Source organism: Pirellulales bacterium (assembly GCA_019694435.1).
GTDB lineage: Bacteria > Planctomycetota > Planctomycetia > Pirellulales > JAEUIK01 > JAIBBZ01.
In genome coordinates this window covers 58679-72048 of the sequence record JAIBBZ010000004.1, presented here as the reverse complement: position 1 = coordinate 72048, position 13370 = coordinate 58679, and the positions used below count along the sequence as shown (strand labels likewise).

Here is a 13370-nt window from a genome sequence, read left to right as displayed (position 1 = left end):
CGGCTGTCCGGGCAGTGCAGGCCTTACGGCTGTACCGCGCGTTCGCCCAGTTGCACCTTGATCGCCGCGAACAGCTCTTTGATGTTGCGCGGATTCTGACCGAGGTCCCCCTTACCCACGCGCGACTTGCTTTCGGCATCGACGATCACTCCGCCCTCGGGCAGCGGCGAAATAGTGATCACGATATCGTCCTTGAAGCGCATCAGCGGAGTGGTGCGGACGAAGGCCAACCGGGCGCCGGCCGTGGCCGAAACCGTGCGATCCGCAACAGCCCACCGCGGCAGCGTGGCCGCGGCGGCCGCCACGGCCACGGCCGCGTCGTCGACGCTGGCCCGCACGCGCAGCGGATGCAGCCCTGGATCGGCCGCGGCACTGTCGGTGCGGGCCGTGTTTTGCGACAGGTCACGGCTCCAGTCGTCGATCTGCGTCGCCAGGATCGCGGCCACGGCCACGACGATCACCAGCACAATCAACAAAAACGTCCACACGGCGCGTCGTCCGGACGAAGAGACGGAAGCAGAGGGCGATGCCGACGAGGTGTCCATGGGGCAAACCCAGGCTGATGGCGCCGCATTGTAGGCCGTGGCCGCGCGGAATGCCACGCCGGCAAGCAGCCCGCGCGTTGCGGCGGTAGAATGCCATGTCGACGGCACGGCCGCGCGATGAGACCGACGACATGAACCTGTTTGCCGCCAGCGAAGAAGCCAATCGCCAACGGGCCCTGCCCTTGGCCGCGCGGATGCGACCGCGCACGCTTGCCGAGTTTACGGGCCAATCGCATTTTCTGGCCGAGGGGAAGTTGCTGCGCCGGTTGCTGGCGGCCGATCGACTCAGCTCGGTGGTGTTCTACGGCCCGCCCGGCACCGGCAAGACTACGCTGGCCCGGCTGCTGGCCGGCGAGAGCAAGAGCCACTTCGAACAAGTCAACGCCGTGACCAGCGGCGTCAAGGAGCTGCGCGACGTGATCGCGGCGGCCCAAGATCGGTTGGCGGCCGAAGGTCGGCGGACGCTGCTGTTCATCGACGAGATCCACCGGTTCAGCAAGGCACAGCAGGACGTGCTGCTGCCCGACGTCGAGAGCGGCACGATCGTGCTGGTCGGCGCGACGACGCAGAATCCCTTTTTTGCGCTGACCAGCGCGCTGGTCAGCCGCAGCCAGGTCTTCCAGTTCGAGCCGCTGACCAAGGACGACATCCGCTCCATAGTCCGGCGCGCGCTGACCGACGCGCAGCGCGGGCTGGGGCGCTACCCGGTGAACCTGCACGACGACGCGCTGGAGTTTCTGGCCGAGGTCAGCGATGGCGACGCGCGGAGGGCCCTGTCGGCGCTCGAGATCGGCGTGTTGTCGAGCCGCGAACGCCCCATCGAGTTTACCCGCGAGCTGGCCGCCGAATCGGTGCAGCGCAAAGCGATTCAATACGATCGTTCGGGCGACGCTCACTACGACGCCGCCAGCGCACTGATCAAGAGCATCCGCGGCAGCGACCCCGACGCGGGTCTATACTGGCTGGCGCGGATGCTGAATGCCGGCGAAGACGTGCGGTTCTTGGCGCGGCGGCTGGTGATCCTGGCCAGCGAGGACGTCGGCAACGCCGACCCGCACGCCCTGCCCCTGGCCGTGGCGGCGATGCAGGCCTGCGAGTTTGTCGGCTTGCCCGAGTGCCAATTGCACCTGGCCCAGGCCGTGACCTATCTGGCCTGCGCGCCGAAGTCAAACGCTTGCACCGTGGGCATCGGTGAGGCCAGCCGCGACGTGAACGAGGGGCGGCTCGTGCCCGTCCCGGTGCATCTGCGCGACCGCCACTATGCCGGCGCCAAGCGGATGGGGCATGGTGCCGGATACGAGTATTCGCACGATGCGCCCGAGGGGGTCGCGGCACAGGACTATCTGGGCGTCGAGCGGGAGTATTACCGGCCGGTCGACCGCGGCTTCGAGCGCGAATTGGCCGAGCGGCTGGAGCAGATTCGGGCCCGGCTGCGTACTTCGCGGCAGCCGGCCGATGCGCCGCCCCGCTAGCACGATGCTGCTGGCGTGTGCGCTGCCGCCAATTCGGACCGGGCAGCCGAAGCCGCTGCTATGCAGGCTGACGTAGCACTCGGCGGTCCCCTTGGCGTATGATCCGGCTCAAGCGTATCGGCCAAGGATCAGGTGAACGCTCTGCGGCAGGAAATCGTCCCGCACGCGCGTCAGGGAGGACGAACGTGAACTCGCTCAAGTCGTTGGTGATGTTGGTCGTACTAGGCGGCATCGGATATGGCGTCTGGCTCGCCTTAACCGGATCGCCGGAACCGCCACCGCCGGCCGAAGCGCCGCCCGGCTGGGCCGACGCGCCTCCCGCGATCGACATGGGCGAAGGCGATGCCGTGCCGACCGAGGTGCAACCGGTTCCAACCGAAGCGAGCGAAGCGCCGCCGTTTGCCGAAGCGCCGGCAGCGCCGCTGGCCGCCGCTCCCGCCCCTCCTGGCGCTGCGCCCGAGGTCGAAGCCCCGCCAGTCGAGGCGCCCGCCTTTGGCGCCGCGCCTCCGGTCGATCCCAGCGCCATGCCCGACGCGAACACCGCGGCCGCCCCACTGACCACGCAGGCCGCGCCGGTGAATGAGGCCTACGGCAACAGCTATGCCACGCCGCCTGCCGATCTGGCCACCGTGCCCGGCGCCGAAGCCGCCGGCGTTCCGCCCGCCGCGCCGGCGGGCGATTTCGCCACCGCACTCCAAGCCATGCGCCAGCAGATCGAACAGGGTCAGTTGGCCGCGGCGCACCTGGCATTGTCGCAGTGGTACGACAACCCGAATCTCGCGGGCGAAGAACACCAACAGTTGATGGAACTTCTCGACCCGGTGGCCGGCACGGCCGTGTACTCGGGCGAGCATGTGCTCGAGCCGGCCTACGTCGTGCAGCCGGGCGACACGCTCGACAAGATTGCCGCGCCCTACCAGGTGCCTTGGCAGTTGCTGGCCAAGATCAATGGCATTCGCGATCCCAACCAGTTGCAGCCCGGCACACAGCTCAAGGTGCTGCGCGGACCGTTCAATGCGGTCGTCGATCTTGATGAGTTCCTGCTGACCCTGTATTTGCACGAGCGCTACGCGGGCCGGTTCCGCATCGGCATCGGGCAGGATCAATCGACGCCGGTCGGCGAGTACACGGTGCAAAACAAGGTCGAGAACCCCGAGTACACCGGCGCCGACGGCACGATCGCGGCCGACGACCCCGCCAATCCGCTCGGCGAGCGCTGGCTCGATCTGGGAAACCATTTGGGCATCCACGGCACGAACGATCCGAACTCGGTCGGACGTGCCGAATCGCGCGGCTGCATCCGCATGTCGCCCGCCGACATCATCGACGTCTACGACATCCTCTCCGTCGGCTCGCGGGTGACGATTCGTCACTGACCGCCGCACGGCAGCGGATTGCAAATCCGACACCCTGGCCGCAGCCCAGGCTCACCGCGAGCCTGGGCTGCGTTTTGCTTGGGAGGCTGTTCGCCGTGCGCTAAGGGTGTAGGATGGCCGCCGGGCGCGAGATGCCGCTGGAAACGCAGAAAGGACCTGGTCACGACCGTGTACGATCGCAACGCACTTGCCGAGTTGGTTCGCAGCCGGGCCCTGCGGTTTGGCGACTTCACGCTCGCCTCGGGCAAGAAGGCCAAGTTCTACCTCGACTGCAAACAGATCACCCTGGCTTCGGCCGGCGCGCGGCTGGTCGGCGAGGGGATGCTTGATCTGCTGGCCGATAGCCCGCCAGCGGCCGTGGGCGGCATGTCGATCGGCGCCGATCCGATCGTGGCGGCCATCATCACGCTGGCCGATTTGCGTCAACTCGACCTGGCCGGCTTCCTGGTGCGCAAAGAGCCCAAGGGGCACGGCACCAACCGCTACATCGAAGGGCCCGTCGCGGCGGGTCAGAACGTGGCCATCGTCGAAGACGTCGTCACGACCGGCGGCTCGTCGCTGTTGGCGATCGAACGGGCCGAGGAGTTCGGCCTGAAGGTCGTGCACGTGCTGACGATCGTCGATCGCCTCGAAGGGGGCCGCGAGGCGTTCGAAAGCCGCGGCTACCGCTTCAGCAGCCTGTTCACCATCCGCGACTTCGGCATCGAGCCGGCGGGGTAATCCCTTGCGGCGGACACAGTACTCACTTCGCGTGCTGTTGTTGCTTGTTGTGGTAGCGGCAGGTTTTGCGAGTCATACGGCCCAGCTTCGCAGGCATTGGGAACTGCATCGCAAGCTGGAGAGCCTTGGGGCACGTCTTTTCGTGCGCGAGGGCACGCGCGATGTTCGGCCGTCTTGCCAGAATCCCCGTCGGATTTGCGACATCATCTTTGTCGACAGGGAAATGTCGCGGGAGCGATGGGAAGCACTTGCTCCATACACCCAACTGCGCCGCCTGGCCTTGGATGGATGCAAATTGAGCTCGGGCCTTCGCGTCCCACCACCGTGCTGTCCCGCACTCAAAGAGCTTTCGCTGCGCGGCTGTGCTGCGGACCTAAAGACATGGGCAGATATACGCAACTGCCCGAACTTGGAGTGTCTAGACGTTCGTTTAACTACTGTCACCGACGACTCTGTCCGTTCATGGTCCACACTTCGACATCTGGAATACCTCTACCTATCGCAAACCGCTATTTCAGATGCCTGTATTGACGGTCTTACGAAGTTCCCGGAATTAAAATGTGTGAAATTGGATCACACGCACGTGTCCGAGCGTGGCGTAGCTCGTCTCAAGCTGGCGAAGCCGCATCTGCTAGTTTTTCCATGAGTCGTCAGGCCTGATTGCCGCAAGCTGGCGGGCTCCAGGCAAGTTTGCTGGTGTGCGCGGTCGATACGTACGGCAAGCGATTCTCTCGCCATCCTTGCTAGCACCGACGGCACGCTTCGACCGTGGAAACTTCGCTGCACCGTGAGCTGAAATCTCTCTGCGGCGATGCCGACACGCAGGAGGTTCGCGTCGGCGAGTATCGCATCGATTGCCTCCGTGGCGACGAGCTGGTCGAGATTCAGCACGCGGGCCTGGCGGCCCTGCGCACGAAGACGGCCGCGCTCGTCAAGCGGCATCGGCTGTGCATCGTCAAGCCTGTGATCGCTTCGCGCCGGCTGATCAAGCTCAAACGGCGCGAGGGCGAGATCGTCTCGTCGCGGCTGAGCCCCAAGCGCGGCCGGCTGCTCGACGCTTTTGCCGAGCTGGTGCACTTCACGCAGGTCTATCCGCATCCCCGCCTGCGGCTCGAGATCCTGCTGGTCGACGTCGAGGAGCTGCGCGTACCGGGCCACGGCCGGCGTCGGCGCTGGCGGCGGAACGACTTCGAGGTGGTCGATCGCCGGCTGGTCGGCGTGCGCGAGCGCGTCGAGCTGGCCACGGCCGCCGACCTGCATCGCCTACTGCCCGACGATCTGCCCGAGACGTTCGACACGCAGCAATTGGCCGACGCTGCCGACGTGCCGCGCTGGCTGGCGCAGCAGATCGCCTACTGCCTGCATCGCTGCGGCGCCGCCGAACTGATCGGCAAGGCCCGTAACAGCCGGCTCTATCGCCTGGCGGCGTAGCGCAGCCAGCGTGCTCGCCGAAAGTGCCGCGTTAGTCAGGCTTTGCCCGTGAGCAGCGCGACCAGAATCGCTGAGCGATCCTGGTAATCGACGCGATCGGGGGCCTCGGGCGCGTACCACCAACGCGACTGCTGGAGATTGCGCGGCAGCAGCACAATGCTCGACGACACGGTGCCGCGGTGATCGTCGCGGACGATGATCGTATGCTGCTGCGATTCGTCCGGTCCGGTGCGCAAGATCGCTTGGGTCACAGCGGAGAATTCCGTCGTGTCGTCGCAGCTGCGGTCGGCCAGCAGGCTGCGGAAATAGCGCTGGCGAAAATCCGACGCGTCGTTCAGCGGGCCATTGGTCAGCAGGTGCAGGCCCGGCCGCAGATCGATCTGCTCGACATTTCCGCGCACCTCCATCAGGCCCGTGAAGCTGACGACGTGGCCGCTGGCCGCATCGAGGCAGACGTAATTGACCCCGGCATAGCGTCCGGTGGCCAATTCGCGGTGTGCCAGCTCTGCGGCTTGCCGGGCCGTGGCGCAGGCGAGCAATTCCATGGCCAGCGAGCCCCGCGAACGCGGCTCGGGCGGCGACTCGACAAACCACCGATTCGTCACCGCGACGAGCACGCCGCGACCGTTCACGCCCAACCAGGTTCCGCCAGCCCGAAGGTCTTGTCCACAGACCACGGGCATGGTTCCCGCCCGGCGCAAGGCCGGCGGGTCGGCCGGTCGATCGAAGTACTCCTCGCGATTGGCCGCAACGGCCACGGGACAGTCGTCGAAGACTTGAAAGGCGAGGGCAATCAGGCACATATCGGCGCACGGCCCGTGATGCGCGGCCAGGCCGCAAGGCAAAGTTGCCCCCTCATCATAGTCGAGCCGACGCGGGGGGCAGGGTTGCTGATGGCTGCTATCGCCGCCTTCGTCGCAGGGCCTGCGGTCCGCCTTGTGAGCTAGCGGCGAAACACTTACTCTTTGCACTCCTCCTGCCCGGAATGCCGATCTTGAGTCTAGGACACGGTCCCGCGGGCAGGCTCGTCGAGTAATCCGATGACGGCAATTCGAGCCCAAAAATCGCCGGTGCGTGTGGCCATCGTAGGCGCTGGCGCCGTCAGCGATTACCACCATGTGCCGGGGCTGGCGCTCGATCCACGGGCGCAGCTCGTGGCCGCCTGCGATACGAGCACCGAGCTGCTGGCCCGCCGCCAGGAGACCTGGCCCAAGCTGCGGGCCGACTGGCCGAAGCTGCGCGTCACGACCGACGCCGAGCAGCTCGCCGCCGACCCCGAAGTCGACGCGCTGATCATCGCCACGCCGAATTTCACCCATCGCCCGATCTCGGTGGCCGCCGCGCGACACGGCAAGCACGTGATGTGCGAAAAGCCGCTGGGACTGAATGCCCAGGAAGTGGGCGAGATGTACGCTACGGCCCGCGACGCGGGCGTCGTGCACATGACGGCGTTTACCTACCGCTTCGCGCCGGCGATGCGATACATGAAACACCTGGTCGCCAGCGGACAGTTGGGCGAGCCGCGGCATTTTCGCTCGCAGCGGTTTCTCGATTGGCCCGAGACGAGCTGGGGCTGGCGCCAGTACCAGTCGCAGGCCGGGGCGGGCGACCTGTTCGACATGACGATTCATCGGCTCGATTTTGCGATGGACCTGCTCGGACCGCTCGCGCGGATCAGCGGGGCCATCGCCCGGTTTGCTCCGCGGACCAGGACGGTCGACGGGCGCGATTGCCCGCCTTCGGATGTGGACGACTGGTCGGCGCTGCTCGGCGAATTCGCCTGCGGCGCGACCGGCGTGTGGGAAGGCACGACCTTGGCCAAGGGCTACGGCCGCGAGGGCTTCGGCCACGAGTGGGCCGAGATCAACGGCTCGCTCGGCTCGGCCGTCTATCGCCTGCACGAACCGAATACGATTCTGCTCGGCAAAACCGGCAGCGACCTGGCGCCGGTGACCGTGCCGGGTGAGTTTCTCAAGCCGGCCGACAGCCCGCGCGACCCCGCGGTGGGCGTGCCGGCGACCGTGTTTCGCTACGACCTCGCGTGGGAGTTCGTTTCGGCCATCGTGGGCGGGCGCCAGGCGGTGCCCAGCTACTACGACGGATGGAACGCCCAGCGCGTGGCCGACTCGGTGTTGCGGTCGTATCGCGAACGACGCTGGATCGACACGCCCCCCGGCGAGCCCTGACCGACTGCGCAAACCACCTTTTCACAACTGCCGTCCGTGAACTCAGAGGAAGCGGCGGCCCGGACAAGGATGTCTCGGAAATGAGTGAGCTGACCCCCTCGGGCGACGTTTCGCATTGCGAGTATTCCCCGGCGCTGCCGCCCAGCGGCCGCTGGTCGGGCCCCGATCCGCTGGGCAAGATTCCGTTGTCGCCAGTCGTCGAACAGACCCGCGCGCCGCGCGACCGTCGACATGCCCCGGTGCGTCGACTGATGGGCTTTCGCATCGTCTCGACGGGCAGCTATGTGCCCGAGCGCGTGGTGACGAACGAGGAGCTGGCGCAGACGTTCGGCTACGACGCCGACTGGATCGTCCAGCGCACCGGGATCGTGACCCGGCACCTGGCCGCGCCGGACGAGGCGACCAGCGATCTGGCGCTGCGCGCGGCACAGCGCGCAATCGAACGCGCCGGGGTGCAGGCCGAAGATATCGACCTGCTGGTCCTCGCCACGGCCACTCCCGACACGTCCGGCACCAGCAGCGCGGCCTTGGTACAAGATCGACTGGGATTGGGGTGCCAGGCCTTCGACGTCACGGCGGCCTGCGCGGGCTTCATGTATGCCCTGACCACGGCGGCGCAGTATGTCGTCACCGGTTGCAGTAAGCTGGCCCTGGTGATTGGCGCCGACACGATGTCGCGAGTCTGCAACCCGGCCGATCAACGCTCGGCGCCGCTGTTCGGCGACGGTGCCGGCGCGGTGCTGCTCTCCGCCGGCACGCCGCAGCAGGGCTTCGAGAGCTACGCCCTGGGGAGCGATGGCTCGGGCAGCGGCTATCTGCACCGCCCGATGGGCGGCTCGCGGATGCCGATCGACCCGAATCGGCTCGGCGAAGGGTTGCAGTACATGCAGATGGACGGCCGCGCGGTGTTCAAATGGGCCATCCAATTGCTCTCCTACAACATCCCGGCCGTGCTCGAGCACGCCGGCTGCGCGGTGAGCGACATGGACCTGTTCGTCCTGCACCAGGCCAACGAACGGATCATCAGCGCCGCGGCCGAAAATCTCGGCCTGCCGCCCGAGCGGATCTTCATGAACGTACAGCGCGTCGGCAACACGACGGCCGGGAGCGTGCCGTTGGCCTTGGACGAGGCCATCGCCGCGGGGCGCGTGCGACCGGGCAATCGCGTGCTGCTCTCGGCGTTCGGCGCGGGCCTGGCCTGGGGTACGGCCGTGCTGCGGTGGTAAGACCGCCACGACGGTGTGCTCGAAAGCCCTCGGCAAATCCGCTCTAATCTCAGCGGGCGCATCCCCGCCCCGTCTTCCTCTGCCGTCCCGTCGGGCGGCAGCGTGTTTCCCGATCGACACCCTGGCACCGCCGACATGAGCAAAGTCAAAGCGTTACCGACGCGCAAGCAAGTCAAGCCGAACGACACCTGGGACCTGGGCAGCCTGTTTGCCAGCGACGCCGAATGGCAATCTGCGCTGGCGAAGTGGGAAAAGCGCCTCCCCCAGCTCGGCAAGTTTCGCGGCACCCTGGCGAGCGGCGCCGAGGCCCTGGCCGCGTGCTTGAAGTACTACTTCGACTTTCAGCGCGTCGGCGAACGGCTGGGCAACTATGCATTTCTGCGCACGGCCGAAGACACGGCCGACGGCCCGGCGCAGGCGATGCTCGCGCGGTTTCGCAACGTCAGCAGCCGCGCCGACCAGGCCACGAGCTATATCCAGCCTGAGCTGATGGCCATCTCGACCACGAAGATGGATCGCATCCTGCAGGCCAAGCCGCTCGACCCGTATCGCCGGCTGTTGCGGCGCTGGCTGCGATATAAGCCGCACACGCTCAACGACCGCGAAGAGCGCATCCTGGCGATGCAGGCCGAGATGAGCGCGGCGGCCGCGCAGACGTTTCGCCAGTTGAACAATGCCGATCTCAAGTTTGGCACCATCGACAACGGCCGCGGCCAGAAGCTCGAGCTCAGCCATGCGACTTTTTCGGCGTGCCTGCATTCACCGCTGCGCGAGGTTCGCAAGGCGGCCTTTCATCAGTATTACCAGCAGTATGCCGGCCATCAGAACACGATCGCTACGACGCTGGCCGGCTCGATCCACCGCGACATCTACTATGCCAAGGTGCGCAATTACGGCAGCGCGCTCGAAGCGTCGCTGTTTCACGACAACGTGCCGGTCACCGTCTACACCAATCTGATCGGTGCGGTGCACAAGCACCTGCCGTCGTTGTACCGCTATTACGACCTGCGCAAGCGGCGGATGAAGCTCAAGACGATCCACCACTATGACACCTATGTGCCGATCCTGAGCGAGCTGGAAAAGAAACACACCTGGAACCAGGCCGTCAAAACGTGCATCGCGGCGCTCGAACCGTTGGGCACCGAGTATTGCGGCGTGCTCGAGGCCGGACTGATGGGCCGGTGGTGCGACCGCTACGAAAACCACGGCAAGCAAAGCGGCGCGTTCAGCTCGGGCTCGTACGAGAGCGACCCCTTCATCCTGATGAACTACCAGGCCGACGTGCTCGATCACGTGTTCACGCTCGCGCACGAGGCGGGCCACTCGATGCACACCTGGTACTCGGCCCGGCACCAGCCGTTCCACGAGTATGATTACACGATCTTCGTCGCCGAAGTGGCCAGCACCTTCAATGAGCAATTGCTCAGCCGCCACTTGCACGCGCAGGCCCAAGACGATCGCGAACGGGCCTTCCTGATCAACCGCGAGATCGACGCCATTCGCGGCACGATCATCCGCCAGACGATGTTCGCCGAATTCGAGATGCTGGCCCATGCCCATGCCGAGGACAACCAGCCGCTCACGCTCGACGCGATGAAGCAGATGTACCGCGGGCTGCTGGAGCGGTACTTCGGCCCGGACTTCACGCTCGACGACGAGCTGAGCCTGGAGTGCTTCCGGATTCCGCACTTCTACAGCGCGTTCTACGTGTACAAGTACGCGACGGGCCTGTCGGCCGCGATCGCGCTGGCCGAACGCGTGCGCAGCGGCGGCCCGAAGGAGCTCGACGACTATCTCAATTTCCTGCGCGGCGGGTCGTCCAAGGACCCGCTCGACCTGCTCCGCGGCGCGGGCGTCGACATGGAAAAGCCGCAACCGGTCGAAACGGCGCTGCGCTACTTCGGCAAGCTGGTCGACGAGCTGGACGAGTTGCTGTGAGAGTGAGGTCGCCCTCCACCGAGCGAACCATGCGTCTACTGCCCGCCGACGTCAAATTTCTGAATTCGGTGGTTGTACGCGTCGACGATGTACAGGTGCCCGCGACTGTCTAATGCCAGGCCGTGCGGCGCGAGAAACTGGCCAGGTTCGGTCCCCTGTTCCTCGCCAAAGCTGCGCAGAAACTCGCCGTCGCTGGTGAATTGCTGAATCCGACCGCCCGCGGCACTGATCCACAATCGGTCATGGCTGTCGCAACAGATGCCGATGGGGCCATGCATGCTGTGAAGTGGTTCGAACTCGCGCCCAAAGCTGCCGGGCCGGTCTTGGAGGTCGCCAAACGCCGCGAGGAAAGCGCCGTCGGGAGTGAATTTCTGCACGCGGCCGTCCATGGCTTCGGTCGTATAGACATTGCCCTGCTTGTCGAGCGCAACAAAATCGGGGCCGCCAGCGCGTGATCGGACGTTGGTGTTGCCGCCGAATTCGCCCGGCTTCGTCCCGTGCTTTCCCCACTCGGCTAAAAACCTCCCCTCCAGGTCGAGCACCTGAATGCGGTGGTTCGTCTGGTCGGCGACGTAGAGACGACCGTCGGGCGCGATGACCATGCCGCCGGGATAGTTGAACTCGCCTGGTCCGGTCCCGGACTTCCCCCATTCGTGCAGCAGTTCACCCGCAGGACTGTAGACAGACAGCCGGTCGGGATAGACCTCTTTGCTGGTCGACGCGGCCGTAAAATGACCGAGGTAAAGGTTGCCCGACTTGTCGAGCGCGATTCCGCCCGGATTGGGCAGCACGGCGAAATGACCCAAGAGCTGGCCGTCGGACGAGAACTTCTGTACTCGGTTGTTGTAATGGTCGGTGACCAGAATCTCGTTTGCCGGCGTAATGGCGATGCCGATCGGAAAGTGAAACTCGCCGGGCTCCGTTCCCTCCTTGCCCCACGCCAAGAGAAAACGCGGTTGAGCAAGTTCCGGTTCCGCAGCGCGCAACGAAAGCGCCGACCCGTGCGGAAGGCAAAGCAACAGTGCCAGCAGCGGCCAGCTCGAAACGCGCCTCCGCCAGGGAACACACGTTCGGCGATGAGGCCTCAAAATCGTCGGGAATGCAGGTCGCACAACAGATTCCTTCGTCATCCAGAATCTACGAATTTGAGCAGGCCGATTTGCTGCTTTCCGCACCCAAAACGCTAGGCGGTGCCAGATGTCGGGTCAAGCTGCGCGACCGAGAATCAAGCTTGCCGCTGGGGTCCAGGCTGGCGTCGCTGCGGAATCAACGTTCGTCGCTCCTTTTGCAGATGACGGCGTTATATGCGGCGAATTCGCTGGCTCTCGATACCATGCTCGTCCAACCCGTGATTTCCGGCAGGCGGAATATCGTGCTCGCGAGTGTCCCCACGGTCGACGCGAAGAAATCGGTCGCGTCCTGGCAGCATCGCGGCGAAGGGGGGAAGCAGCCATTGCCAGACTGCGGTGTTCCGGCGTAGAGCCTGCAGAAACCCTCGAACGACGCCGGACAGCACCGCAATCGGCGATTGAGAAAGGGGCCTCGGGGCTTATATTTGGGGAGTCGCATCGTTCCGGTGGCCACGGCCGGCCGGGGGGTTAGGCGGAGACGCCCCCCTTGGAACACGACTTTCGGGCACAACAGCAAGCGTCGCAACAAGCAAGGGCATTCGGGCCCCTGCCCCGGCAGCCACGCGAAGAGGCGTAATCGAATGGGACGTATTTTCGAAAAGCGTAAGCAGTCAATCTTCAAGACGGCTGCGCAAAAATCGAAGCTCTATGCCAAGTACGGCAAACAGTTGTACATGGCGGCCAAGAACGGCGTACCGAGCATCGAGGGCAACCCGGCTCTGCGCGCCATGGTCGAAAAGGCCAAGCGCGACCAGGTGCCCAGCCACGTGATTGAAAAAGCGATCCAGAAGGCCGCTGGCGCGGGCGGCGAGGACTACCAGGCCGCGCGGTACGAGGGCTTTGCCCCCGGCGGCGCCCTGGTGATCGTCGATTGCCTGACCGACAACAACCAACGGACGATCTCCGAAATCCGCAGTTGCTTCTCGAAGACCGGCTCGAAACTGGCGGCGAACGGCTCGGTGGCGATGTCGTTCGACCACGTGGCCGTGCTTTCGTTCAAAGGAGACAACGAGGAGCAGGTGCTTGAGGCGATGTTCGCCGCCAATGTCGACGTCGAAGAAGTCGAAAGCAAGGACGGCTACATCACGATCTTCGCCCCACCGGCCGAGTTCTACAAAGCCAAGACGGCCTTGCTCGAAGCGTTTCCCGACGTCGACCTGGAAACCCAGGAGATTACCTTCCTGCCGCAGGCGCTCAAGGCGCTCAGTCCGGAAGACCAGGCGCAGTTCGAGAAGTTTCTGAACATGCTGAACGATTGCGACGACGTGCAGGACATCTATCACAACGTCGACATGCCCGGTTAGCGCGTGCGAAGCCTGCGGCTCGGTATTGCTCTGGGCTCCATG

Annotated in this window: 12 protein-coding genes; 9 read left to right on the top strand and 3 right to left on the bottom strand. The window is 65.4% G+C overall.

All coding sequences use genetic code 11. The features are described from left to right. Positions 1 to 23: 23 nt before the first annotated feature. The gene (locus K1X74_05405) at positions 24 to 488 is read right to left on the bottom strand and encodes a DUF1499 domain-containing protein (GenBank protein MBX7165766.1); all 465 of its coding nucleotides are present in this window, start codon (positions 486 to 488) and stop codon (positions 24 to 26) included. 188 nt (positions 489 to 676) lie between these two features. On the opposite strand from K1X74_05405, the gene K1X74_05400 reads away from it, so the two are divergent. From K1X74_05400 to K1X74_05385, 4 genes are all read left to right on the top strand, one after another. Next, positions 677 to 2017, top strand: a complete 1341-nt coding sequence (locus K1X74_05400) for a replication-associated recombination protein A (protein ID MBX7165765.1) — start codon at positions 677 to 679, stop codon at positions 2015 to 2017. A gap of 185 nt (positions 2018 to 2202) precedes the next feature. Next, positions 2203 to 3393, top strand: coding sequence for a L,D-transpeptidase family protein (locus tag K1X74_05395; protein MBX7165764.1), 1191 nt, complete (start codon positions 2203 to 2205; stop codon positions 3391 to 3393). A 156-nt stretch (positions 3394 to 3549) separates the two neighbouring features. Next, positions 3550 to 4113, top strand: coding sequence for an orotate phosphoribosyltransferase (pyrE, locus tag K1X74_05390; protein MBX7165763.1), 564 nt, complete (start codon positions 3550 to 3552; stop codon positions 4111 to 4113). 768 nt (positions 4114 to 4881) lie between these two features. Then, positions 4882 to 5544 (top strand): hypothetical protein, encoded by a 663-nt coding sequence (locus tag K1X74_05385; protein ID MBX7165762.1) that lies wholly within the window; start codon positions 4882 to 4884, stop codon positions 5542 to 5544. 35 nt (positions 5545 to 5579) lie between these two features. Here the strand turns inward: K1X74_05385 and K1X74_05380 are convergent, their stop codons facing one another. After that, on the bottom strand, positions 5580 to 6347 hold the full coding sequence (locus K1X74_05380) for an NRDE family protein (protein ID MBX7165761.1): 768 nt from the start codon (positions 6345 to 6347) through the stop codon (positions 5580 to 5582). A gap of 237 nt (positions 6348 to 6584) precedes the next feature. Here K1X74_05380 and K1X74_05375 point away from each other — a divergent pair, with 237 nt between their 5' ends. The 3 genes from K1X74_05375 to pepF all read left to right on the top strand — a co-directional run bounded on the left by K1X74_05375 (position 6585) and on the right by pepF (position 10894). Then, positions 6585 to 7730, top strand: coding sequence for a Gfo/Idh/MocA family oxidoreductase (locus K1X74_05375; GenBank protein MBX7165760.1), 1146 nt, complete (start codon positions 6585 to 6587; stop codon positions 7728 to 7730). A gap of 239 nt (positions 7731 to 7969) precedes the next feature. Continuing rightward, entirely contained in the window at positions 7970 to 8956 is a 987-nt protein-coding gene (locus K1X74_05370) for a ketoacyl-ACP synthase III (protein MBX7165759.1), read from the top strand. A gap of 135 nt (positions 8957 to 9091) precedes the next feature. Beyond that, the gene (pepF, locus tag K1X74_05365; protein ID MBX7165758.1) at positions 9092 to 10894 is read left to right on the top strand and encodes an oligoendopeptidase F; all 1803 of its coding nucleotides are present in this window, start codon (positions 9092 to 9094) and stop codon (positions 10892 to 10894) included. A 35-nt stretch (positions 10895 to 10929) separates the two neighbouring features. Here pepF and K1X74_05360 read toward each other — a convergent pair whose 3' ends face one another. Then, positions 10930 to 11838, bottom strand: a complete 909-nt coding sequence (locus tag K1X74_05360) for an NHL repeat-containing protein (GenBank protein MBX7165757.1) — start codon at positions 11836 to 11838, stop codon at positions 10930 to 10932. 155 nt (positions 11839 to 11993) lie between these two features. Here K1X74_05360 and K1X74_05355 point away from each other — a divergent pair, with 155 nt between their 5' ends. Continuing rightward, entirely contained in the window at positions 11994 to 12374 is a 381-nt protein-coding gene (locus K1X74_05355; protein ID MBX7165756.1) for a hypothetical protein, read from the top strand. A 231-nt stretch (positions 12375 to 12605) separates the two neighbouring features. Further along, complete coding sequence (locus K1X74_05350) at positions 12606 to 13328, top strand: YebC/PmpR family DNA-binding transcriptional regulator (protein MBX7165755.1); 723 nt, start codon at positions 12606 to 12608, stop codon at positions 13326 to 13328. Positions 13329 to 13370 lie beyond the last annotated feature (42 nt).

Coding starts and splice junctions, on each gene's coding strand:
- K1X74_05350 (MBX7165755.1), top strand. CDS start 12,606: ATGGGACGTATTTTCGAAAAGCGTAAGCAGTCAATCTTCAAGACGGCT.
- K1X74_05355 (MBX7165756.1), top strand. CDS start 11,994: ATGCAGGTCGCACAACAGATTCCTTCGTCATCCAGAATCTACGAATTT.
- K1X74_05380 (MBX7165761.1), bottom strand. CDS start 6,347: ATGTGCCTGATTGCCCTCGCCTTTCAAGTCTTCGACGACTGTCCCGTG.
- pepF (MBX7165758.1), top strand. CDS start 9,092: ATGAGCAAAGTCAAAGCGTTACCGACGCGCAAGCAAGTCAAGCCGAAC.
- K1X74_05375 (MBX7165760.1), top strand. CDS start 6,585: ATGACGGCAATTCGAGCCCAAAAATCGCCGGTGCGTGTGGCCATCGTA.
- K1X74_05400 (MBX7165765.1), top strand. CDS start 677: ATGAACCTGTTTGCCGCCAGCGAAGAAGCCAATCGCCAACGGGCCCTG.